Origin of the sequence: Rubripirellula lacrimiformis (assembly GCF_007741535.1) — a bacterium.
GTDB classification, from domain to species: domain Bacteria; phylum Planctomycetota; class Planctomycetia; order Pirellulales; family Pirellulaceae; genus Rubripirellula; species Rubripirellula lacrimiformis.
In genome coordinates, this window is record NZ_CP036525.1 from 47,604 (window position 1) to 72,458 (window position 24,855).

A 24,855-nucleotide genomic window follows, 5' to 3' on the forward strand; every position below is an offset into this window, starting at 1 on the left:
CCCTTTTTCGGGAATTCTTCTGAAAACCACTAAGAAACCAACGGCCCGGGCGTCTTTCTATCTGAGAGGATGAATTTGTTGAGATCGTCGTCCCAGGTGAAATAGGTTCATGTTGCAACCGACTCCGCGAATCGTCCGATCCAGAGAGCCCGACTCAGACGAGCTAACGGTCCGGACTCTGTTTGATTCCCAGGAGTCATCGCTACTGAGGTTTGCGTTCTCTTTGGTCGGTCAGCGGGCGGTCGCCGAGGACATTGTGCAAGACGTGTTCTTGCAACTGCACACGCGGTGGGACGAAGTGGACGCCCCTAGGGCTTGGTTGTTTCGGTGTGTACGCAACCGTGCGTTGGACCATCTTCGCAGCCGGCATCGCGAGTCGCTTGGGCAGAATGATTTCCCCATCGAAGATCCCCACGGTCCGGCAGACAATCCCGAAACGGCCCTGCTGCGAACCGAGGCTGCTGGAACGCTGCGCATGTTGTTGGAAGAACTGGATCAAACTGATCAGCAGCTGGTGAAGCTGAAGTATTTCGAGGGCCTAGCATATCGCGACATCAGCGATCGCACCGGGCTAAGCGTCGGGAACGTCGGCTATCGACTGCATCATATTTTGAAGGGTTTGGCCGGCAAGCTACGTCCGCTCGGAATGGATGATGTCCTATGAATCGCGAACATGGTAATCCTTTGAATGAATCCGAACTGGAAACTCGTCTCGTTGCAATGGTGATGGGCGAAGCATCCCAATCCGAGCGCGACGACCTGATGCGAATCGTGGCCCAGCGATCGGACCTGGCTGATTTTCTGCAACAGATACAGGACGTGGATGGGTTGCTGCAAGACGCCGCGACGCTGGATTCTTTGGATGACGAAGACGATTGGCGATTGAGCGATTCCAAGCGGCAGACGGTGCTGCGGGCAATCGATGGCGATGTGAACGAAGCAATCGATCATTCGCTTCGCCTCCACTGCGTCGATGCACGCCGAAATCGTTTGAAGCACATCGCGCAAAGCATCGCCAAGATTGCGGCCCTGCTGTGTGTGGCGGTGTTCTTGGGTACGAAATGGATCACCTCGACCACGACCCAATTGTCCGATCAAGTTAGCATGGTCGAGGCATCGGTTCAGGTGGACGCGTCTGCAGCAGCATCCAGCGTCGAGGATGTTGCATCGGGGGGGGAGTCCAGCGGTGGAATTGGCGGGGGCGTTGTCGTAGGGTCGCAGTTACCGTCACCGTACTACTTACAGGACGACGTTCAGTATTTCCCGGCGACGCCCGAGTCACAGAACCGAAAGGCGATCACGGTCGACACAGAAAACGAACAGAGTTTGAATCAGCTCCGTAGAGGCACGACGCTTCGCTATTCGATGGAAGAGCCATCAGGGGATTCGCCCCGCTTTGGTCGTCGGGATCAGTTTGGATTCGATGTAGTCGAAGAAGCCGATGGCTTTGCCATGGCGGATGGTTTCGCTGACATGGACGCAGGTATGGGGATGGGGGGAGGCATGGCGGGCGGCGCGTTGCAAACCGATACGGCCACGCCCGCTGCACCACCTGCCCCACTTGCCGATGCAAAGAAACAACCCGCTAGGAAATCTGGCTCGCTTAGCGACAAACGGGATATGGCTGACGACATGTTCGGTGCTGTCGCCGATGGCGATTCCGAGCACGGTGATTCCACCCTCGGTGAAGAGGTCAACAAGAGAGATTTCGTGACGAATGGTCTCTTCGTTCCACTCGCATCGACAGGTCAACAGCCAAAGAATATTTGGCGGATGCAAGTGACGGAGTCAGAGTCTGGCAATGCTGACAAAGACCAAAAAGTAGCCTCCGGTGCAGGATATGGTTACTCTCGCTATATCAGTCCCGAACCAGGATCATCGGATGAATTGCATTCAGAACGGGAACTTCTAGAACGAGATTCATCCAAGCTGCGATCTCTCGGACCTGGAGAAACGAACCGACCATCGGTCCAGACGACGCCGCCTGCGGGGCTGGGCGAACAGACTGCCGCCGACGAGGCTTTCTCGACATTCTCGTTGCACGTCAGTGACGTCTCCTTCAAGCTGGCTCGGGCTTCATTGACCAGTGGGGCGTGGCCGGATCCGGCGAAAGTACGCATCGAAGAGTTCGTCAACGCACTGGACTATGGGGATCCGTTGCCCAGCCAAAGCGAACGTGTGTCGTGTCGTGTGGAACAAGCGGTGCATCCGTTTCTGCAACAGCGCAATGTGATGCGGGTGTCGATGCGAACGGCCGCGGCAGGGCGATCGAGCGCGACTCCGCTAAGACTGACGCTGCTGCTAGACAACTCGGGTTCAATGGAACGAATCGACCGGCAGCAAACGGTCCGCCGCGCATTCGACCTGCTGACGCAACAACTCACCGAGATCGATCAGGTCACTTTGATCAGCTTCGCTCGTCAGCCTCGACTATTGGCTGACCAAGTGAAAGGATCCGAATCACAACCGTTGATCGAACTGGTCGATCAGTTGCCCAGCGCCGGCGGTACCAACCTAGAAGCCGCGTTGAAATTGGCTCTGGAGAAGGCACGTGATCAGCAGACCGACGGAGCCCAGAACCGGATCATTCTGATGACCGATGGGGCCGTGAACTTGGGCGACGCCAACCCCGAACGTCTGTCGCGTTTGGTCACGACGATGCGAAGCGAAGGGATCGCGTTTGATGCCGCCGGGATCAGTGCCGATGGTTTGAATGACGAAGTCTTGGAAACACTGACTCGGCAAGGCGATGGGCGGTACTACTTGCTGGATTCGGTGGACGCGGCTGATGACGGCTTTGCTCGCCAGATCGCCGGTGCCCTGCGTCCGTCGGCCATGAACGTGAAAGTTCAAATCCAATTCAATCCCCAACGTGTCGGTCGATACAAATTGTTGGGGTTCGAAAAACACCGTCTGAAGCAACAGGATTTCCGTAACGACCAAGTCGACGCAGCCGAGATGACGGCGGCCGAGGCGGGAGTGGCGGTTTATCAGTTCGAAGCAAAACCCGATGGAGTCGGTGATGTCGGTTCGGTGTCCGTCCGTTTTCGTGACGTATCGACGGGCCAGATGATCGAAAACGTTTGGCCGATCGCGTACGAACCCGATGCCCCGCGTTTTGACGAATCCACGCCGCCGATTCGAATCGCAACGTCGGCGGCACTGCTGGCTGCGAAACTGCGCGGCGATCCATTGGGTGAAACCGTCGACTTGAAAATATTGGACAACGCCATCGCCAATTTGCCCGAAGCGGCGCGGAGGGCCGAACGGGTCCAGCAGCTGCTGCAGATGATCCGGCAATCGCGACAACTAAGCGGGAAATGATCCAACTTAGGACCATCCGAACATTCAGTGGCGGTCGTTGTAGCGGGATTCGCCCGAATGCCTTCACCCACACGGATTTTTGGCGAAATCCAGGACGTCAGCGATTGTTCCAACGTTCCTTACGCCGGCGATACAAAACGACAGGGTCGCAAGTCGATCCCGTCGATGGTTACGACGATGCAGAGTCGCACACTCCAAGAGAAACTGACCATGATGACGACAAAATTCCCAGTCTTCGGCCGATCACTCCGTGGTTTATCCGCGGTCATGCTTTTGTGTCTAGCTGGTCTGATGAATCCGGTGCGTGCCGATGACAAAGACGAGGGCAAAAGCGAGGAGGGTTCGGGGCAAGCCAAAATCAGCAGCTCCATCGGCGCCGATGGCACTGAGGTGATCGTCATCGAAGCGCGAGGCCACCTTCCCGAGCCGCCTGTTTACTTCACGGCGAAATCGGACGCGGACGTTACCGTTGGCGATGAAGACGTGGACCAGGTGGTGCAGTTGGCGATCAACGTGATCCAGGGTGCAGCGAAAACACTCAGTTTAGGAATCTATGGCGACGGACGGGTGACCAAGGTGGAAGGCACCGATCTGAAATCATGGTCGGTGCGGCAGGCGGCGGACCAGCGGTTCCTTGATCTGCATCTTGGCGATGGTGTTACCGAAACAAACGTGGTGGTCACACTGCAATCGGCACCGATTGACTTGGACCGACCGACCACCATCCTGCTGACTCATTTGGCACCTGGCGAAGCGGTGGGATTCGATTCCAAGGTCATGGTTCATTACGGATCCAAGGTAGAAGGCAAGGTGATGGATGTCACAGGATTCGTGTCGCTGGAATCATCGGATGGGGCGATCGGATTTCAATCATCGACGGGCGGTCAGATCAAGATCGAACTGAACCACAGCGGATCGTCGCCGCCTGCGATCGAGTTGGTGGACACGGTTTTGGAAGGCGAGGCCCACGCCAACGGCCAGTCGATGGAATTCAAGTTCCGCGGCACAGCGGTTGTCACCACCGACGACGCGGCGATCACCATCCTGTCGGGCAACGCAGCGGTCAGCGATTTCCCTAGCGACGCCAACTATCGCGTACGTCTGGCCACCGAAGACGGACATCCGGTTTACAAGCTGGTCTTCAGCGAAGCCGGGCGGTATCCCGTGGCACTTGATTTTGTTGCCGCGCTGGCGAGATCAGATGCCGGTGGTCGCGAAATGGATTTCACGGTGGCCGCGGGGGCGGTGGTTCCATTGACATTGGATGGACTGGAACCGGATTTGGATTTCCGTCGCGGTCAGGACTGGGTGGTGCCAGTTCGCATCGATCAATCATGGCAAGGGTTTCTGCCCGCAGGTGGACGCGCCCATCTGCAATGGAAAGCCGCTCGAACTGCTGGCACCGGCAAATTATTCTTCACCACCACGGGCCTCGTCGAAGCGAAGGTCGGCGCGGGGTTGCTGCGTCAGGAGCATCAGATCGACGTTCAAGTCCTGCAGGGTGAATTGAAGTCGTTGGCGATGTTGCTAAGCGGTCCCGGCGAGATTCTGGATGTGCAGGGCCAGAACATTGTCGCGTGGGAAGTGGACGACAGCGGATCGGATCGCCGCCTACAGATCACGCTGAGCCAGCCGATGAAGGGGGCCAGTTCGATTCAGATTCGTAGCCAAACACCGCTGGGGGCTTTTCCGGTTCGCGTCGAGGGCATGCGGCTGAGTCCGATCGATGCGATCCGCTACTCGGGTTTTTTGCGACTGTCCAATCTGGGGTCGGTGCGGTTCGAACCAACTGGGCTTAGCGGACTTGCGCAACTGTCACCCGATCAATTCCCCGGCGATCCGACCGATGCACGCCAAGTGTTTGTTTATCGCTTCCCAGCAGCGGAACACGGTTTCACGATTGCCGCCGATCGGATCCAACCCGAAGTCAACGTGTCGGAACTGATCCGATATCAGTTGGCCGAGGCTGACCGGATGATCCATGCTGATGTGGAACTGGACATTCGCGAAGCGCCGATCCGCGAGTGGGACTTTGGCATTCCGGCCGACTATTCGGTGGTCGCCGTGACGGGGGCCAGCGTGGCCGATTATGTCGCGGCATCTACGGTCGTCGAAGGACGCCGCAATCTAAAGGTGATGTTCGGCAACGATGTCAGCGGACGTCAATTGGTGATGTTGCATTTAGAAAAAAGCGAAACTGCGACGGCCGGCCAATGGGCCTTGCCACGCATCGTGTACCCGGACGCCAAGACCGTTCGCGGCAACATCGGAATCGTCGGTGCACCGGGTTTCCGCATCGCGATCGAAGAAAGCCAGATGTTGGTGGAAAAGCCGCTGTCGTACTTTCCAAAGCCAACCCCCGGTCTGCAACAAGCGTTTCGCATCCGGGAACCCGATTGGTCAGCGACGATGCGAATTGAGGTACTGGAACGCAGCATCCAATCCGACGTGTTTCATCTGTACTCGCTGAACCAGCGAACCGTATACGGCAGCGCGCTGATCAACTACTTCGTCACCGGCGCCCCCGTATCGCAGTGGCGAGTCGCTGTGCCCGAGTCGTTTGGCAATGTGATGGTGGACGGGCAAGGTGTTCGCACTTGGCGGCGTGACGGCGACACGCTGATCGTCTCGCTTCACCAACCCGTGATGGGCGCATCCACGCTGTTGGTGACCTTCGAAGAGAAACCCGACCAAAAAGAGGGCTCGTTCCAGGCCGGTCAGATCACGCCGTTGGATGTCAACGGCGAACGCGGTTACATCCAGATCGTCAGCCCCGTGCAGGTCGAGATCAACTCGGACTCGGTTTCGCCCAACCTGCTGAAACTGGATCCGCTAGAACTTCCGGCCGAATTCCGTCTGCTGAGTGATGCGCCGCCGCTGGGCACGTGGCAGTACACCGACCGACCATTCGAATTGGGGCTGCGAGTGAACTGGTTCGAACCTGGAACCATGGTGACCCAGGTCGTCGAATTTTCCGAAGCCAATAGCCGTGTATCGCAAGACGGTGAATTGGTGACGGATGTGTTGTATTTTGTGAAGTCTCGCGGTCGTCGAACTTTCAAAATCCAATTGCCCGATGCTCCTGTGCGTTTGTGGGAAGTTTCGGTCAACGATCAAGTGGTGACCGCTCGCCAGGCGGATGGTGCGACATTCATTCCGCTGCCGGGCGGCACAGACCCGAACGTTCCGATCGAAGTGCGACTGCGTTTGGGCAAGCCGGCGGTGGACGCTGACAACCCCAAGTTGGCGTTGCCGATCGTCGATGCACCCGTATTGAAAACGCTGTGGAAGATCACGGGAAACGAGAAACATCTGTTGGTTCCGACCGGCGGCACGGTCGCACCGGCGGTGCCTGTCACGCGGCTGTCCGGTTTCGGCTGGGTGGCAAAAAACGGGATGGTTTCGTTGTTCTTGATCGGTTTGTTTTCGATCATCGGAATCTGGACCTGCAATCAATCGGCAGCGTGGCGTTTGTTGGGGCTGATCAGTTTCGTTGTCGCGATTTCGGTTTCAGTCGCCGCGGCGGGCAGGGCGTCGCTATCCAGTGGATCGCTAGTTCCCCTGCGGCTTAGTCTGCCCGTGTTGTCGGCGGGCGACACGGTGGAAATGCAGGTCCAGAATACGCCGCTGTGGTTGGTGGACATTTCGTGGACCGGATGGCTGTTGTGTTTGCTGGGAATCGTTGCGATCGCAGCGGCGATGTTGGATCGGACACAGGCGGGGCGAACGTTTGCCTTGCGATTTTTGGGGATGTTCATGATCGCGATCGGCGTGTTGATGCAAGGCGGCGGGGCACCGTGGTTCTATGGGATCGTCGCGGTTGCGATCCTGATCCTGCTGTTTGTACGACCCGCGATGGAGACACTGCGAGCAGGAAAGCGTTGGCTGGGTCAAATCAAGCAGCGGTCGAGTGCGAACCGAGGCGCGGATAGACCGGCCGCAGCAACGGGGGCAGATGCAACGGGGGCAGATGCAACGGGGGCAGATGCAACAGGGGCAGATGCAACAGGTTCGGATACGACCGGGGCGGGCGGATCGGTCACCGCCACATTGCTGTTGGCCGTGGCCTTCGCTTTGACGGGGTCAACACTTTCGGCGGCGGTGCCCGATGGCATGCAGGCGGCGGATTCGATCACTCAGCAGTGGACCCTGACCCAGTTGGATCAACGACTTCGGGGCGAAGGCACGGTCGTGGTGTCCGGGCGACCGGGCGATCGCTTTTTGTTGCTTCGTGCCCCCGCAGTGCTGACGGGTTTCCAGGGTGCCGGTTTACGTTTGACGAAAACAAAGGTGGACGGCGATGCGCTTGGGTACGTGGTCAGCATCCCGATCAGCGATGATCAACCCGCCCAGGATGACGACTCCCCGGCGGCCAAGATGGATTCTTATCAGGCGACGTTCCAGTACCAACTGGAATCGATCCAGGTCTCCGACGGTGTGTCGGTGTTGACCGGATCGGCAACGGTTCAACAGATTCAAGTCCATTACGACCAGCCGGGCTGGGATATCCTGTGTCCGGCTGCTGTTCGTGTGATGCCAATCCCAACCGACGATGACACGACCCGTGCCGAGTTGCTGTTAGGGCTGGATGATGCCAACGTGCAATTGAAACCCAAGGCACGCGATGTCACAACGGAACAGACACGGTTCTTTGTCGAAGCGTCCACCGTCTACCTTCCCAGCCCCGGAGTCGTCGATGGTCGCCATCGTCTGCACGTTCGGCCGTCGCAGGGGCAGGTCAGCACGCTGATGGTGACGGTGCCCGCGGGTGTGACCGTCAGTGCGGTCGACGGGCCCATCGGCGGGTGGCAGTTTGATGCCAAGAATGGACAGTTGATGTTGGAAATCGAACCTGCCATGTCCAAACCGTTCGACGTGATCATCGACACCCAACGCGGGCTGGATCCGATTCCCACCGACGTCGAACTCTCTCCGCTGCGTGTGGTCGATGCCGGTGGCGAAGTCGGTCTGGTTGCTATCGCATTCGGCGCCGATGCCCAACCGGAACAATTGGAATCACAGGGGATGTCCGCAGTCAACATTGGCGACTTTGATGCCAGTTTGGTGCCGAACAAACAAGCGGTACTTCATCGGGTGTATCGGTATGGGGCAACCACTGGGACGCTGTCGTTGCGCGTGACACCCGTCCAGTCCGAGGTTCGCGTGATCAGTCAACAAGTTCTTTCGCTTGGCGATGAACGATTGGTGCTGGCCGTCAACTTCGCCGCCGAAATATCACGGGCAGGGTTGTTCCAGCTTAGTTTTCCATTGCCCGAGGGGCTGGAAGTCGAAACCTTGTCCGGTGCCGCACTGCACCATTGGGCGGAACTGAGCGAAGATGGCAAACGCATCATCATTTTGCATTTGAACGGCAAGACGATGGGGGCTCAAAACTTTTCGATGACGTTGTCCGGAACATCCCCGACGGACGCCGGCGATTGGCAAGTGCCGCATTTCGAAATGCGCGAAGCCACACGTCAGACTGGCGAAATGATCGTTCGACCGACCACGGGCATCCGGTTGCGAACGGTCACACGCCAAAACGTGTCCGAAACCGATCCCCGTGCGGTGGGCGGACAAGGACAGGGAACGTTGGCATTTCGACTGCTACAGCGCGACTGGAATCTGGTCCTGGGGATCGAAAAACTAGACCCTTGGATCACGGCCGAAGTGTTGCACGACGTCACCCTGCGGGAAGGTCAGACACGATCGATGTTGTTGGTCAGTGCCCAAGTCCAAAACGCATCGATTCGTTCGCTGCAGGTGGTGTTGCCGATCACGGATCCCGACGAGATCAAGACGCTGCGTGCCAGCGGCGACACGGTCAGTGATCTGGTTCGGACCGCACCGGATTCCAATGTTTGGGAAGTGCAGTTCAAACGACGTGTGATTGGAAATATCCAGTTTCGGATCGAATACGAACGTCGTGGCGATCGGCAACAGGGTGTCGAAGTCATCTCTGCGGCCGAATTTCCGCAGACTCGGCAACTCTCCTATTACGTTTGTGTGCGTGCCGGTGGACGGTTGGAATTGACCCATGGTGCACTGCCATCGGGTTGGCAACGAACTGACTGGAACACCATCCCACAACCGCTGCGTGATGCCGGCAACCGGAACTCGCCATCTTTGGCGATGCGAGCCATGACGCCCGTCGATCCACTTCGCGTCACGGTCCAGCGACATTCGTTGGCTGACGCACTGAAACTGCGCGTCACCCAAGGATCGTTGACGACGGTGCTGTCGCCCACCGGAAACCAGTTGACCGCGGTGGACGTCCATGTCGAAGTGATCCAACGCAGCAGTTTGACCGTCGGTTTACCCCCAAACGGCGAACTGTTCAATATTTTCGTCAACGGCGAAAGCGTGAACTCGATTCGAACAGACGATAGTGGAAACACATGGCAGTTCTATATTCTGCCGGGGATCGACGACCGCACAGCGACAGTTCGCTTTGTGTATTCGGTGACCGGTGACCGTTTGCGAAAAATGACGTTGACCAGTCCAGAACTGAATGTGCCGTTGGAGAACATTCGGTGGAATGTCGTCGCCCCGGAAGGCTTCGAAATGGTCGACAACGATGGCAACTTAGAATTGATTCGACAGTCGAACCAAAATTCTTATGATCGGAAATCGTATCTGTCCATTGTCAGCGGCAAGCGACAGGTTCAGGCACAGCAAGCCAATGAACTGTTGCAGCAAGCCAACGAACTGCTTCAGGCTGGCGAACAATCCAAAGCGCGGCGGGCGCTCAGCAGTGTCGCCAACCGATATGCCTTGGATGCAGCATCCAATGAAGATGCGCGAGTGCAGTTGCAGAGCCTGCAGACGCAGCAAGCCATCGTCGGTCTGAATACCAGACGTCAACGTTTGTATCTGGACAACAAGCCCAATGATGGCGCCACGATGGACCACCAACAACTACGTGACGCGGCGGCCACCAATCCGATCCTGCAGCAGGACAATCTGAACTTTCGACCTCAGCAGCTAAGCGAACTTCTGCGCGGCAACACGACCGAAGACAATGCCGTTCTGCAACAGATCGCTGGCCGTCTGGTTCAACATCAGCATACGACCGATCCGGCTCCGCAAGCGATTTTGATCAGTCTTCCCGAAGAGGGCGTGGTGTACACGTTCAGCCGCACCGTGCAGGTCGCCGAAAACTCTGCCCTGCAACTCGATCTGGACTTTGACCATCAGCGGCGCATCCCGTGGTGGCAAACCGCATGGGTGTTGATTCTGTTGTTCGCTCTGATGACCGTGTTTGCATTTGCCACCACAGCGAATCGTGACATCAAGCGTGACGCTCGCTAAACGTCTCGGATCGCGGTTAGAATGGGGGCATGACTGCTCCCTTGCCTCCGCCGGAACATCCCACGTTGTCGTCCCAATGGATGATGGGCGTCAAGCAGATGCAGCCGGATAGTTGGAATCGCTTGGCGTCCACCTTCGGTCCGATCGTGTATCAGTGGTGCCGAACATCCGGCGTATCGTCGTCGGATGCCGCAGACGTGGTCCAGGACGTGTTCGCATCGGTAGCACGAGGCATCGGCAACTTTGAACGTCAGAAAGAACAAGGCAGCTTCCGGTCCTGGTTGGCCACCATCACACGCAATCGCATTCGCGACCACTTTCGTAACCAGGCCAAACGCGAAGCGGCCATCGGCGGGACTGACGCATGGCAGCGAATGGAACAGCAGGCAGAGAGTCTGGAATCGACGGTGTGCCCCCAATCAAGCGAAGCTGCATTGGTGCATCAGGTGGTTGCGATGGTCGAATGCGAATTCGAACCAAAGACCTGGCAGGCGTTCCTGCAAACCACGATCCAGCAGCAGCCTGCATCGCAGGTAGCCGCGACGCTAGTAATGTCGGTGGCCGCCGTCTATCAAGCCAAGTCGCGAGTCTTGAGAAGGATTCGAACGCGTCTGCAAGAATTGCCGGATTGACCGGGGGCGATGCCGATTACGTGGTTCCTTGGGGGTGTGCGGTGTATCACGATCAGGATTGGCCGAAACGGCCCATTGGTATCGCAAGCGGAAAGCTTTGATTCAACCATGTTGGGATTCGAAACGATGAATAGGTCTAGACTCGCGCGTCGAAATGGGCAGATTTTGACGCGATCGAATGGATTCGAATGGGGCACCGTTCCGGTCGCAGCAAACATGCTGAGGCTGGTTCGATGAACCACTTCTGAATCAAGGTGCCAACTTGTCCGCTTCGTTTGCTCGTGTTTCGATCTCGGATTTATCCGTCGGAACGTTTCTGTCGTCCCCGGTTTTTGATCCGAGTTCGGCTGGCACGAAGTTGCTGGGCAAGAATATCAGAATCACCTATCAGTTCATCGAACGATTGGCTGCACGCGGCATCGAATCGGTCGTAGTGAACCGTCGCGATCTGGCGATGCTGAAAGCCGGGACGCCTCAAGGAACGCGCCGCCATGCGGAACAACGCGACTACGTCCGGATATCAAAAAGCACTCGCGCGACGATCCCGATCGATGAACAAATCGTTGCCGAAGGTTTTGCCGATGAACTGAAGATCCCAATCACGTCGGTCGAAGAGCGATTCGGGTCCGTTTCGTCGGACCGCTATGACCACTCGCGAATGGGGTATTCGGTACAGCGACGCGAGCAACAGATTCATCGTCTGGATGAATCGTTCGATGATCTGTTGAAAGGTGGCGGTCCGCACGAACAGTCGCTGGCGGATGTCTGTCGCACGTCGATCAAATCGATCCTGGAAGACAGAGATATGTTTTTGTGTCTGGGGCTGAATCCTTTTGACACCGACTATCCAACGCGACACTCGTTGCACGTTTCTGGGATCGCGATCGCGATCGGAATGATGTTGGGTTTGGACGAAACGAGTTTGTCGGACTTGGGCAGCGGTTGTTTGATCCATGACATCGGGATGAAACAGCTGAGCCGACCGCTGCATGCGCAACGTGGAAAACTATCCAACGATGAACTCGCCGAATTGGCTGCGCACCCCATCTTTACCCTGGACGCATTGATGCGTCCGGGGGTTCGTGTATCGGAAGCGGCTCGTATTGTCGCGTACCAAGTTCACGAACGCTGCAATGGAAGCGGGTATCCACGCGGACGTCGATCCGGCGAAATTCACCCGCTGGCAAAGATTGCCGCGGTCGCCGATGCCTACGTTGGGTTGGTGTCCAATCGCAGGCATCGCAAAGGTCTGTTGCCGTACTTTGCCATCGAAACGATTCTGCATGATGTCGCGGCGGGTTGCTATGACGCCAAGGCGGTTCGTGGGCTGCTTCATGCGGTGTCGATGTTTCCAATTGGGTCCTTTGTCGAAACGAACGATCGACAGATCGCACGTGTGGTGCGTGCCAACGGCGAAGCCTATGCCCAACCGGTGATCGAGATTTGGGACCCACGGCATGGCCAATACGAACCCGAACTGTTGAATTTGTCGCGTCAAACATCAGTCCGGATCGTCCGTGCCGTCCGTGGCCCCCAGGTGGCATAGTTCGTGCCTCAAACGGTGTGTGACAAAGGTGCACAAGTGAACGGTTGTTTCGCTTGCGGCTACCCGCTACACTTTCCGGGTTGGAAATATTCCAGTCGTCTCACGTATCGGAGGATCGGGGCATGTTGGTGGTATCTCGTAGGACCGGGGAAACAATAGAGTTTCCGTCGGTAGGCGTTGTGGTTCGAGTTGTTGGCTTGGGAAAGTCAAGAATTCAGTTGGGGGTAGAGGCTCCGCGTGAGATCGCCATCATGCGTGGCGAACTGGTGAAAAACAGCTCGGCGGCTAGCAATCCAGCAAACGACTATTCCCGTCCGTCTGCCAATCCACCACCGGCGACGGCACCTGAACCGATGTCGCCGATCGAAGCCAGCATTCTGGCACTCGCCGAAATGTCGGATCCCGCCAACCGGGGGACGGCACGAACGATCGCCAAGGATGCCATCGAGCAACTGAACCAAGTCGAATCATTCCGATCGGTTGCTTTGCCAGCGGCAAGCGTTCGCCAATCCCCGTCCAGCTATGCCATCGCATCATCGGTCTGAACGCTTCATCGCTCGAACGGGTATCGGATTCCGATCGTTACTTCGGTTGCCAGCGTTCGTTGAAGAATCCAGCCGATTTGACGACGCCTGGTGACTGGGTTGTGGCACCGTCGCGGACATCGACCAGTGCCCAGTCGGGCAACTTGGGTGTTTGCCGAGCGTTGTTCAGATAGTCGTATTCACGGAAAGTGAATCCACTGTTGATGACCACATACCGTTCGGGGTTCAGTGGATTGGGAAAGATCATGATCGGCACGTGGCCGGCCTTGGCGACCTTCTGTTCGCCAATGCTGATGGAGTCCTGATTCCACGTCACGGGGATGCGATCGGCGATCCGCGCCAAGACTTCGTTTGACTGGAGGTCACCAAAGATCACCAGACTAGACGATGCGATCTGTTCGTCGGTCAAATCGCGATCCAAAGTCTGTCGAACATCGCCGCGGAAATGTTTCCGCCAATGCTGCATTGCATGTTTCGATTCGGCTTCGACCCATTGCTGGACGATTGGGTCTTCGGATTTTTCGCTGGGCAAGACAAAGAGAAACGAATCCATCAGCCCGTCGTCGATCGGGCCCTGCAGACCCGGCCGCTTCCGCAGTTCATCCGTATCGTCGTCGGGTTTGGCGGTCGTCCAAGTCTTGTCCCGACGGACCATCGACACGTCCCAAGAACGGTCCGATCGAACCGGCGGACTGATGACGGTGGATCCATCGATTTCAATTTTGACCGAGCCAGAGGCTGCACCGGGCCATTGCCCTGAATCAAATTGAAATCGCAATCGAGACACGTTTTTGGTCGTTACGCGGATGCGCGACGATGCATCGATATTGGCTTTCACCGTCGCCGGTTGCCAATGTTCGATCATCCCTTGGACATCGACCCAGTCAAGCCGGTGATAGCGAAGGGTTAGCGTGGTGAAATCGATTCTGCTAGGAACGTTCGAAGGTGCGGTGCGTGCCAGTGCCGACATGCGACGTTCGATTTCGATCTTCGAATCAGGATGGATTTTGTGAGCGGTATCGGGACCGATCACATGCAACATGTCGATTCCAACATCCCGCAGCGCCACCTCCATCACATCAGCGGCTTGTTTTTGTCGGTCCACTTCGCCGCTGTAGGCGACCGTTGGACAGTGTTTCAGATTGGCTGCCCAAGGCGGGCTATCGTACAGCGGCCATAATTTTTGCTGATAGTCGGGGGCTGTCTTGCGGACGTCTTCGCCTTGGAAAAAATTCAGAAACTCAGGCGTTTCCGAGAATCCCGCACCCGGGTTCGCTGCGAACCAGAGTCCCGGATGATGAGTTGCCATTTGCCAGCACGCTGCCCCACCCATCGAAAATCCCCGGACGCTGATCCGGTTGGGGTCGACTGGTAGTCGCGACTGAACGTATTGGAGAGATTCCAGCACGTCGACTTCGCCGGCAAACTTGAACGCGTTGCAGTAGCGACCGTAGGGGTGCAAGACAACGGTATCCACCGGAGTGTATTCGCCGGCGTTGTTGGATTGCTTGGTCAGAAACGCGACTTCGCTTTGGGTTTCACCGCGGCCGTGGAACCACAGGTCCAATCGCCGCGGTCGCGGACTGTTTTTCGTCAAGCCGACCGGAATGACCAATCCATAGGGTTGAAACGAACCGTCGATTTTGGACTCGTATCCGCCCACGATCAACTGTTGCGAACCACCATCGCCCAGTCCCACCACATCAGCCCAATCACCACCCTTGGCGATCACATCGATACGTCGATCGGCTTCGTCCAATAGTTGTTCGGCGTGTTCGAGTTCTTTGGGTTTGTAGAACTGGCCAAATTCGATTGCCAATTCGACTGCGCGTGGGAACACCAACACCTCGCTGGCGAGCGACGCGGCGCTGTCGCCAACTTCCTTGCTGTGCATCTGGACACCGATGAATCGTGTCCGGATGGCTTGGCATCGTGTCGAAAGTTGTTGGATTGTTTCGGGATCGACTTCGATGCCCACCGGCGGAATCGGACGCACTTCGCCGGCTTGGTTGTCGGCCGGACCATCGGCGATCCCTTGCGAAGCGAATCCCAGGACGAATACAGTCAACAGCAACGACACGGGCAGATGGATTCGCCACTTCGATGGTGTCGGTAGGTCGGCTGAACCGGTCTGCGCTGAAGAAGTCTTTCGTGTCGGTCGTCCGTTGTGCATCACGTTGGCACCCGTAGCAGTTCGAATTGGGGTAAAATGTTGAGTGGTGATCATAGTCCGCATCGGCCCTACGGAAAGAAGCTTCCCTATGTCCAAAATACTTTTGGTCGAAGACAGTTCGACCCATGCGGCACTGATGAAATCCATTTTGCAGACCGACGGGCACACGGTCGAATACGCTGAAAACGGTCTGTTGGCGTTCCAGACACTTGGCCTACGAATGCCGGATCTGGTGGTGACCGATCTGCGTATGCCTGAGATGAACGGTCTAGAACTGGTCAAGGCGATCACGTCCGATTATCCGCAACTTCCCTCGGTCGTTGTGACGGCACGTGGCAGCGAATCGTTGGCCGTCGACGCGTTGGCACTGGGGGCGACCGACTTTGTCCCCAAAAATTCGCTCAGCAAACTACTCGGTCGGGTGGTTCGCCAGACAATCCAAATGGCGGCCATGGATCGGCTGTTTGATCAAGGCCCCAATACTCAGAGTTCCGGTACTCAGAGTTCCGGTACTCAGGGGCTGCACGAATACAGCGTGACTTTTGCCAGCGATATCACGTCGATCGAATCTGCCGCACTGTTTTTGGTACAGTCGTTGGCGGCATCGGGATGCATGAACACCAACCGACGGATTCGTTTGGGGACGGCGGTCCGAAGCGCACTGTTGAACGCCATTTGTTTTGGCAATCTAGAGATCCGCGATGACGAAGATTTGCTGAGCCGCTATTTGGGTGGCGACGAATCCGCGTTGGACGACTTGGCCACCCGGGCAGCCAGTGAGCCCTATGCTGGCCGAAAGGTTGAATTGCGATTTTCGATTGGCAAAGACGACACGCGGATCTTGGTGAGGCACAATGGACGCGGCCGAGTGACGCGAATGTCTCCCGCCCCCGGCACGCCGGAATCTTTTGAACTGGAACAATGCCGCGGACTGATGCTGATGACCAGCTTCATGGACGATGTGATTTTTCGTTCGGGCAACACCGAGGTCATCATGGTCAAACAGCATGCCCCGGCGACGGCTCAGCCAACGACAGTCTGAAAGATTCCGTCCGGCCCTGTGTGGTCTGATCAGTTGACGATGTGGCAGTTAGACTGGAGGCGAAACAGTCCTTTGGGAGAGAAATAGATGTGCGGAATTACCGGCGCGGTTTGGCATCAGCCCCGTCATGCGATCGCGCCGGAATTGTTGTCCAAAATGACGGACGTGATTTCGCATCGTGGACCCAACGACTCGCAAACTTGGTTGAATCCCGAGCATCGCGACGCCTATGGGAATACGGTCGGGATCGGATTGGGGTTCCGCCGGCTTAGCATCATCGACATTGACGGTGCACGCCAACCGATCGCCAACGAAGATGGATCGATTCGGATGGTCTTCAATGGCGAGATTTACAATTATCAAACTCTGCGCCGGCGGCTGCAGGGGACCGGTCACACGTTCGCGACCCAGGGCGATGGTGAATCGATCATCCACCTGTACGAAGACTTGGGCACCGATTGTTTTGCTCAACTGAACGGGATGTTCGCGATTGCGATCTGGGATGGGACCCGCAATCGAATGGTGTTGGCCCGTGACCGGATCGGTCAGAAACCACTCTATTATGCCGTCCGTGATGGACGATTGGTGTTCGGTAGCGAATTGAAGTGTTTGGCAGAGGTGCCGGGAACTTGCACCGAGATCGATCCCGCGGCGGTCGACGAATTTCTGACCTACCAATACATCCCCCACCCCAGCACGATCTGGAAAGGGGTTCGCAAACTGGCTCCCGGCCACCTGGCGATCTTTGAAAATGGTGAACTGAAGGTCCAGCGATACTGGGATTTTGATCCGTCGGTCCAACGGTCGATCACCGCACACCAGGCTCAAGAACAGCTACGCGAATTGTTGACCGATTCGGTCAAATTGCGGATGCAGTCGGATGTGCCGCTAGGGACGTTCCTGTCCGGCGGAATCGATTCATCGTTGATCACCGCGATCGCTCAGTCGCAATCCGACGTGCCGGTCAATACCTTCAGCATCGGATTTCCGATCGCGGATTTTGACGAAACCCGTTACGCCGCTCAAGTGGCCAAGCACTTGGGGACCAACCATCAGCGTTTCGAAGTCACACCCAATGCCGTCGATGTGATCGACAAACTGGTCTGGCACTACGACGAACCGTTTGGTGATTCGTCCGCAGTCCCGACTTGGTACCTGTCGGAAATGACCAAACGCGAAGTCACGGTGGCGCTTTCCGGTGACGGCGGCGATGAACTGTTTGCCGGTTATGAACGGTACCGCGCCTTGTGGCTAAGCCAACGATTGCAACGCATCTTTCCGATTCAAAAGATACCAGGCATTGGTTTGGTCCAGCGGTTGCCCGATTCGAACCGACGTCGATCGATCATTCGCCGTGGCAAACGATTCCTCGAAGCGATTGGCCAACCCGCGGCCCGACGCTATCTGAATTGGTTACAGATCTTTCCCGAGTCGCTACGAGCGTCACTGTACACCGACGGGTTCATGGAATCGCTGCCCGGGGATGACCCGTTCGAATTTCTGGAATCGGTTTGGAATCGCAGTGAAGGTCGAGATGTGGTCACCCGCGCCAGTATGTCGGATGTGCTTTCCTACCTTCCTTGTGATTTGTGTACCAAAGTGGACATCGCATCGATGGCCCATGGGCTGGAGGTCCGCCAGCCGATGTTGGACCATCGCGTGGTCGAATTCGCGGCTTCGTTGCCCGTTGATTTGAAGTTTCGCGGTCGTCGCGGCAAACTGATTTTGCAAGATACGTTCGGATCCATGATCCCATCGTCGATCTTCACACGAAAGAAAATGGGATTTGGGATTCCGATCGCGGCTTGGCTGCGAAACGAGTTGAAGCCGATGGTTCATGACACGTTGCTGTCCAGCGATTCGCGAACGCAGTCAATGTTTCGACAAGATGCGGTCGCCGAACTGGTCCGTTCGCACGAATCATGCGAACAGAACCACGGGTATCGGCTGTGGAATCTGTTGATCCTAGAAAAGTGGCTTCGTCAGTGGACCTGATTCATTTCGCTCGGTGCTTAGCGATTGGGGGATGCCACATCATGCAGCGTGGCGCCCTGTTGGTTGCTTAGGACCAGAATCGCCAATCGAGTCGATCCCTTGGCATCACCGGCGCTGACGGTCGCATAGTCGAATCGGCCACGGGCGTCGGTGTATCCGTCCTTGTAGAACCGAACCGATCCGTCGGGATACTTGGCATACACTTTGACATAGGCCGATGCGATCGGCGCCCGCGTATCGGCATCGGTCGCTTGCAGTTGGCCAAACGCTTCGGAAACATAGGTAGTCAGCTTGCCGCCGTAGGACAGTGCCGTCGAACGCGACGCGCCACAGACGACTTCGACCAGCAAAGTTTGACTGCGAAGATCATCGCCAAGATCAAAGTCGCCTACACCGTTCATGTCTTCGAACTGCAATGGTTTACTGACCAGCGGCTGCACCATCGCCATGCGGCTTAAATCTTCGCGAACGAACGGGGCTTTGCTGAACAGCAATTCCAAATCGACACCGTACAAATTCAGCGTCGCGGTTCGGGTACGGCGATGATCGATGCGAAGTCGATCACCTTCGACGCGAACGATCACTTCGGGTTGATCCTGCGAAGCCGCCGACTGTTGGCGTTCTCGGTCAATCATCGCTAGGTCACCTGATTCTGGATCGATTGCCGACTCTGGCGCCGTGGGATCGTCCGAAGACGCCATTTGTTCGCGACCGGCTAGATCACGGATCTGATCCAATTGCGATTGCAGCTCGGCGAACCGCGACTGCCAACGTGCGACGGGGTGATCGATAAATGATTTTGCGATCTTGGCTGCTCGGCTATGGTCACCTTGGTGCATCGCCAGGTAGGCGTCAATGTAATCGTACTGCAATTGGGTCACGACATCGTCACGGTCAATCTGATTGAATGCTGCGATCGATTCACGGATCCGGTTCTGGATCAACAGATAGTGTGCCAGAGTCAACCGTTGCTGCGAATCGATGGATGGTGTGAACGCTAGGGTCCGCAGGAACAGTTTGTAGTGACCCAAGAAGGTTGGGTTTAGAATTTCGTCGGCATCGCCCAGTCGGTGGGCTCTGGCACGCACCAGCGGCGCGTACTCCAACATCTCGATCGTCTGACTCTCCACCGGATCGATGCGAAGCAATTCGCTTCGCAGTGCAGGGCCAGCCGATTGGACCAAGGTTGGATTCAGTGATAGGAACGTTTCGATCGACGCGTCGTCTTGGTGTTTCAGCGAGTAGGCCCACAAGGGATCGATCGCCAAATGATTTGATTTCAGCACAGCGACGATGGTTTGGTAGACGTTCGGATCGTGCATCCGATGGGCGACCAGCATCCAATCGATTTCGCGAAGATTGGCCGAAGCGAGGAAGTCTGCGATTTGGGTGGCGTCGCCTTTGCGAGCGATCGATTCCCACTGGGACGCATCCGCATCGGTGGGTTCGGCAAGTACCTGGAACGTTTGCGGCTGGGCACGTGCGATCAAGGTTTCGCCGTCTGCGACGGTTGCCGGGTAGTGATGGAAGGTGCCTGCGTGTGGGAAATAGAATTCATAGGCAATCGACGTCACCGCGAACGGTTTCAAGGTGACCATTCGGCTGTCCAGGGTTTGGCTACCCGTGACGGGCAGGCTTCCGAGCGGAAGTTGCCACAGCACGTTGACGGTCTGCAAACGCGAGCTCGGGTTGGAAAGCACGATCTGGCCGCGATACGCCACACCCGCCACAAACTCTTGGATCTCTTTTGGGTCGCTGCCATCGGCAAATGAAAATTGGTTGCCGATCAGGATGCCGCCGGTTGGATCGCCAACGCGAAGTGACTTCAATTGCTTTGTCACCACCGCGACGGCGTGCGAGGGTTTGAACGGCGTATTGGAATCCGTCGGCCAGGAGACATCGTCGGCCGTCAGCGGCAGACCACTGAACGCCATCGCGACCAAGGCGGCGTGCCGCGAATCGGTCGGACGAAGCAATCCACTGGATACTGAAATTTGGTCGTCGGATTGATTCGACAACGCGGCCCAAAAGTCATTGGTTTTGATCAAGGACTGCGGTGTGGTGGGGTTCATCGATCGGACATGATCCCAGTGGCTTTCAGCCCACTGGCGAGTCGAGTCCAGATCGCGATAGAACGCCGGTTGCCGTTCCAATCGGCGGCGTTGGAACATGCTGGTGGCGACGGAGGGCGCGTCGGCGCGGCCCGCTTTCCGCTGCATCGAAAGGGCAGACCAGATCTCGGCCGACGGCGCTGGTTGATCGTGCAATCCGACTGAGTCGCGTAATGCAGCCTTACCACCGAAGGCGAATTCCTGGGCGGTGATATTCATCATTTTGCCTCGCAGCACCACTTCGACGCCCGCGCGAATGGTTTCGTAATCAATGTCCTGTTGGGCGACAACTTCGCGAAGTTCACGCTGGATCATGGTGCGCACTTCGGGAAGACGCATCGCCAGCAGGGCACGCTCGGCTGCGTTCAATCGGTTGTAACGCCACAGACGTGTGTAATCCGACAGGTCGTTGCCCAACAGCCAGTCGTCAACAAACTGTTTCTCTTTCTTGTTCGCTAAAAAAGGCGCGATGACGTCGTCAAAGAACTTGCGGTCATGAGACCATAGAAACAGATGCAGTTCGTGACAGGCAAGACGCGAATACGCTGCCCGCTTCTGTTCGTCGTCCAGCGATCCCCAGTCGGCCAACACCGCGAACTCTTTCAAACGATCGTCATCGACCAAGGTCTGGTAGGTCTGGAACAAAGACGCGACCGAACTGACGACTTGCAGCTGAGCCGATCCGAGGCTATTCAAATCTAACGGACGATCCGGTGTCGCGATCATGACCGACCGCAGCATCGAAAACGGTTGTTCGGTATCCAACGTTTTGGCCAGCCGCAGATCGCGGGTTTCAGCGTCCTGTAGCGGGCTGGTGATCGTCTTCTGAACCACCGTCGCGGGATCACAAACGACGATCTGAACGATCGGCATGCCCGCGATCACTTCATCAGGAATGATCAGTTTGCCATCCTGGTCGGCTTGCAGGTTGGCGACCATCATTCCAGCATCCGCCAGGAAATCAAAATCGGAACCGGTGGGATCCGCCGACTGTCGATCCAGAGATTCGCTGGCATCGGCTCGCGCCGCCGGATTCTCGATCGATGATTTGGGGACCGCGTCCCCAGCTGACGCCGATTGGCTGGTGTTCGTTGTCTGTTCGGTTTCCCAGGGATTCAAAATCAATCCGGGTTGCGGCAACATGACGCCGTCATATTTGGCCGCGTATCGGCGGCGCAGAACATATTGGTATTCGTCCCCCAGACGCAGATCGCTGACGTACCCCGATCGTCCCCATCGGATGCTGCGCCCGGTCAGCGGAGGCATTCCTAGATGCAACGCGGCGGCCGGCGATTGCGGGCCGTAAAATCGTTTGGCGTAAACGTGGATGCGTGCTAATCCGATGTCGCCGGAAAGTTGGACTGTCAAACCGTCCGCACCACGTTGAACGCTAGCGATCGACAACGCGCTGGCCGGTGATTTGGATCGGAACCGGCTGTGCCCGATCGCCACGTTCCCCAGCACGGGCCCATCCACCACCGCGATTTCGATGGCATGTCCGGTGTTTCGGTTGACAAGTCGATAGTCGCCCGCCGACAGGTCTGCGATTCTTAGAAAACCGTCCTGGATCGTCATACGATCGCTGTCGTCGGATTGGATTTTATTGTCGCGAGTCGCGATCAGTCGGAATCGATCGCGGGCGGATTTGGCAGTGGTCGTTGGCCAGGGTAGCCGGACGGTATCGCCTGTGGCGATGTGAATCTGAGTGGGCCAATCGAACCGATCAACGTCCCGTCGGTGTTCATGCTGAACCCCACCGGCGACGCTGTATCCGATTTTGTGGACATCGGTTAGCGGTCCCAGTTGGACTCGTCCGTCGTCGTCTGACGCGAGTGTTTGTTCAATGGGAGTATCGCAGTAAATCGTTGTTAGCGACAACTGAACCAGCGCCGATGGAACCAGTTCGCCGCTGCGGCCGCGGACTTCGATCACATACGCGTCATTGTCACGCGTTAGGAACGCATCATGCACCTGCCGGGTGCGTCGGATCCCCGCGATGTTCCATGTTCGTGATGCCGACAAAGTTTGCTCGCTGCCTTGGCTTAGCAAGCCGATCTTTCCAGTGACGGTCACGGTCAAATCCGCAAGCCGCGGAGGGACGCGGATGGGAATCGCCCATTCATCACGCTGATCGGGCGTCAGATCGTCGACATGGTGACTCGACGCGATCCCATCCAGATCGTTTGAATCGATCTGAACAGAAACATCCGTCAACATCGCGGGATCGACCGGCATCCCCATCATGGAAAGTCGGGGCCGGATCAGGACGGTGCTGTTTCCACCAGATTGAAGCAAGGTCTGATCGATATGGATGGCCGCATCCAGGTCATACGACTCTTCACGATGAACCAGGGTGAACGAATCGGCGAGTGTGTTGTCTGTGATGACGACCTTGCGACTGCGGTTTCGGTCAGCCGGAGGAATCACGATACGGCCATCATCGTCGGCCAGGAATTCACGACTGCCGACCCACATCGCAGCCTGGGGAATTGGATCCCGGTTTTCGTCAAAGACGGTGAATTGCAATCCATCCGCAACGATCGTATCGACATGGTTGATCGACCCCCGGCGGATCATCGCACGGGCGCGAACTCCTTTGCCAATCAGGTCGACCACCCACACGCCACGCCCCGAAATTTGGTCCAGTGCCAGTTCTTGGCGGTGTCTGCGTACCGATCGCTGCGAGAATTTCAGTTTGGTCTCGCTGGTCGCAACCAAGCCATCCAAGTCGATGTCGGTGTCTAAGGGTTCATCGTGGGTGCGATAATAGGATGTTGAATTGATCTGGTAGACCCGGATCACCAATTCGTCGATATTCTTTAAATCGACGCTCAGTCCGATCGGTTGATCGGGCGAGAACGTTTCGGGGTTGGTCGGCGCGAGTCGCAGCACGACGGCATCGCGGATCGCTTGGCGTTGGCTGCTGGACAGCATTTCGTACCAATCCGATTCCGTGCCTTCGCCCGCCATCAACTTGGTTTCCGCAAACACTTGTCGCAGGTATTCGGGTTTCAGATAAGCATCGAAGGCCTGTGTCGAATCAGCCGATTCCAAGAAGTGTTCCAGGTGGGTACGCACGACGGATTGTTCGTCACCGATCGGCGGCAACAGAGCGACGTCCATGAAATCCTGGTTCAAGGTGGCCGGATGACCTTTGCGGTCCCTCCACACCGGGTGGATGATCGAACTGTGGCGAGGCAACTGGAGATACCTGAGCAGCAGTTCGCGGTCGAACACATCATGTGCCAAGTTGGCCTCGAGCAATCGGAACGCCGCGGCCGCTTTCAAACTGTGGTGGCTAGGCGATAGAGTTTGGACATACTGATCCACTCGTTTCAGATAGGCCCAACGTTGGTCGCGGTCATTCGATAAGTCGGTGTCATCATCGGGTCTTAGTCGCAACAAGATGGCGTGGACGATGGCTTGGTCATTGGCGATGGCGGGGACGTCTGCGGCGATCTGGCGAAGTTCATCCAGGGTCAGATGGGAGTGCGCCGAACGGTCGCCAAATCGTTTCGCTTTTGCAGGACGCTGATTCAGTTCCTGGATCACCAGTTGACCCAAGTCGGGGATCGATGGTGTGTGGATCAAATTCAGGAAGGCGGACAGTGTGATCCTGGCCTGCGCTTGCTGGCCGGTCCGAAACTGCTTTGCCAAATGCGACAAGGCGGCCGGGGTCAACGATTGGTTGTGATGAATCGCGTCACGGATAAGGGCGTCTGCATCCAACACCTTGGGGTCGAGCACGCTGGGGTGTTTTCGCTGGTTCGGTGCCAGCGGTGCCGCATGATCCAATCGGACGCCCAATCGCCGCGTCAGGTATTCGATCGTGCGCTGCGGTGATTGGCGGTAAGTCAACAGTCGTTGGCGGTCGGTCATGGCCGTGATCGCCGGTGTGGCTTGACCCTTTTTCTCCGCCAGCCATTTGGCCAACACCGCTTCGGCCGATTCCAACTGACCCGAAGTTTGGTGGTGCAGACAGTGATAAAAGTAGTAGTCGTCGCTGCCGGGGATCAGTTCCGATAAAACGGATTCACGATCGTCCGCCAATGCAAACGTCTCGATCCAGCCGATCGGTTCCGCTTGAACAGTATTGAATGTCGTGCCGAAAATCAGCGCGACAAAACCGAGCAGAAGACATGCCCAATGCAAACGGAAAACCATCGCCATGGCTGA

General features: G+C 56.9%; 10 protein-coding genes. 8 read left to right on the forward strand and 2 right to left on the reverse strand.

The window, feature by feature from the left end:
* The first annotated feature begins 109 nt into the window (after window positions 1–109).
* The 6 genes from K227x_RS00185 (at window position 110) to K227x_RS00210 (ending at window position 13,358) form a co-directional block, all read left to right on the forward strand.
* On the forward strand, window positions 110–664 hold the full coding sequence (locus tag K227x_RS00185) for an RNA polymerase sigma factor (protein ID WP_145167401.1): 555 nt from the start codon (window positions 110–112) through the stop codon (window positions 662–664).
* Entirely contained in the window at window positions 661–3,324 is a 2,664-nt protein-coding gene (locus K227x_RS00190) for a vWA domain-containing protein (RefSeq protein WP_145167403.1), read from the forward strand. The genes K227x_RS00185 and K227x_RS00190 overlap by 4 nt, the downstream gene beginning before the upstream one ends.
* A 57-nt stretch (window positions 3,325–3,381) precedes the next feature.
* Window positions 3,382–10,635 carry a hypothetical protein gene (locus K227x_RS30085; protein ID WP_218933656.1) on the forward strand — a complete coding sequence of 2,418 codons (7,254 nt, stop codon included), beginning with the start codon at window positions 3,382–3,384 and terminating at the stop codon, window positions 10,633–10,635.
* Between the two features lie 29 nt (window positions 10,636–10,664).
* On the forward strand, window positions 10,665–11,267 hold the full coding sequence (locus tag K227x_RS00200; protein WP_145167405.1) for an RNA polymerase sigma factor: 603 nt from the start codon (window positions 10,665–10,667) through the stop codon (window positions 11,265–11,267).
* Window positions 11,268–11,529: 262 nt separating this feature from the next.
* A complete protein-coding gene (locus K227x_RS00205) occupies window positions 11,530–12,813 on the forward strand; it encodes an HD-GYP domain-containing protein (RefSeq protein ID WP_145167407.1) in 1,284 nt (427 codons plus the stop codon).
* A 122-nt stretch (window positions 12,814–12,935) separates the two neighbouring features.
* Window positions 12,936–13,358, forward strand: coding sequence for a carbon storage regulator (locus K227x_RS00210; RefSeq protein WP_145167409.1), 423 nt, complete (start codon window positions 12,936–12,938; stop codon window positions 13,356–13,358).
* A gap of 37 nt (window positions 13,359–13,395) precedes the next feature.
* Here the strand turns inward: K227x_RS00210 and K227x_RS00215 are convergent, their stop codons facing one another.
* Window positions 13,396–15,531, reverse strand: coding sequence for a prolyl oligopeptidase family serine peptidase (locus tag K227x_RS00215; RefSeq protein WP_145176959.1), 2,136 nt, complete (start codon window positions 15,529–15,531; stop codon window positions 13,396–13,398).
* 88 nt (window positions 15,532–15,619) lie between these two features.
* Here K227x_RS00215 and K227x_RS00220 point away from each other — a divergent pair, with 88 nt between their 5' ends.
* On the forward strand, window positions 15,620–16,573 hold the full coding sequence (locus K227x_RS00220) for an ATP-binding response regulator (protein ID WP_145167411.1): 954 nt from the start codon (window positions 15,620–15,622) through the stop codon (window positions 16,571–16,573).
* Window positions 16,574–16,660: 87 nt separating this feature from the next.
* Entirely contained in the window at window positions 16,661–18,568 is a 1,908-nt protein-coding gene (asnB, locus tag K227x_RS00225) for an asparagine synthase (glutamine-hydrolyzing) (protein ID WP_145167413.1), read from the forward strand.
* A 17-nt stretch (window positions 18,569–18,585) separates the two neighbouring features.
* Here the strand turns inward: asnB and K227x_RS00230 are convergent, their stop codons facing one another.
* Window positions 18,586–24,849, reverse strand: coding sequence for a hypothetical protein (locus tag K227x_RS00230; RefSeq protein WP_145167415.1), 6,264 nt, complete (start codon window positions 24,847–24,849; stop codon window positions 18,586–18,588).
* Between the last annotated feature and the right edge of the window lie 6 nt (window positions 24,850–24,855).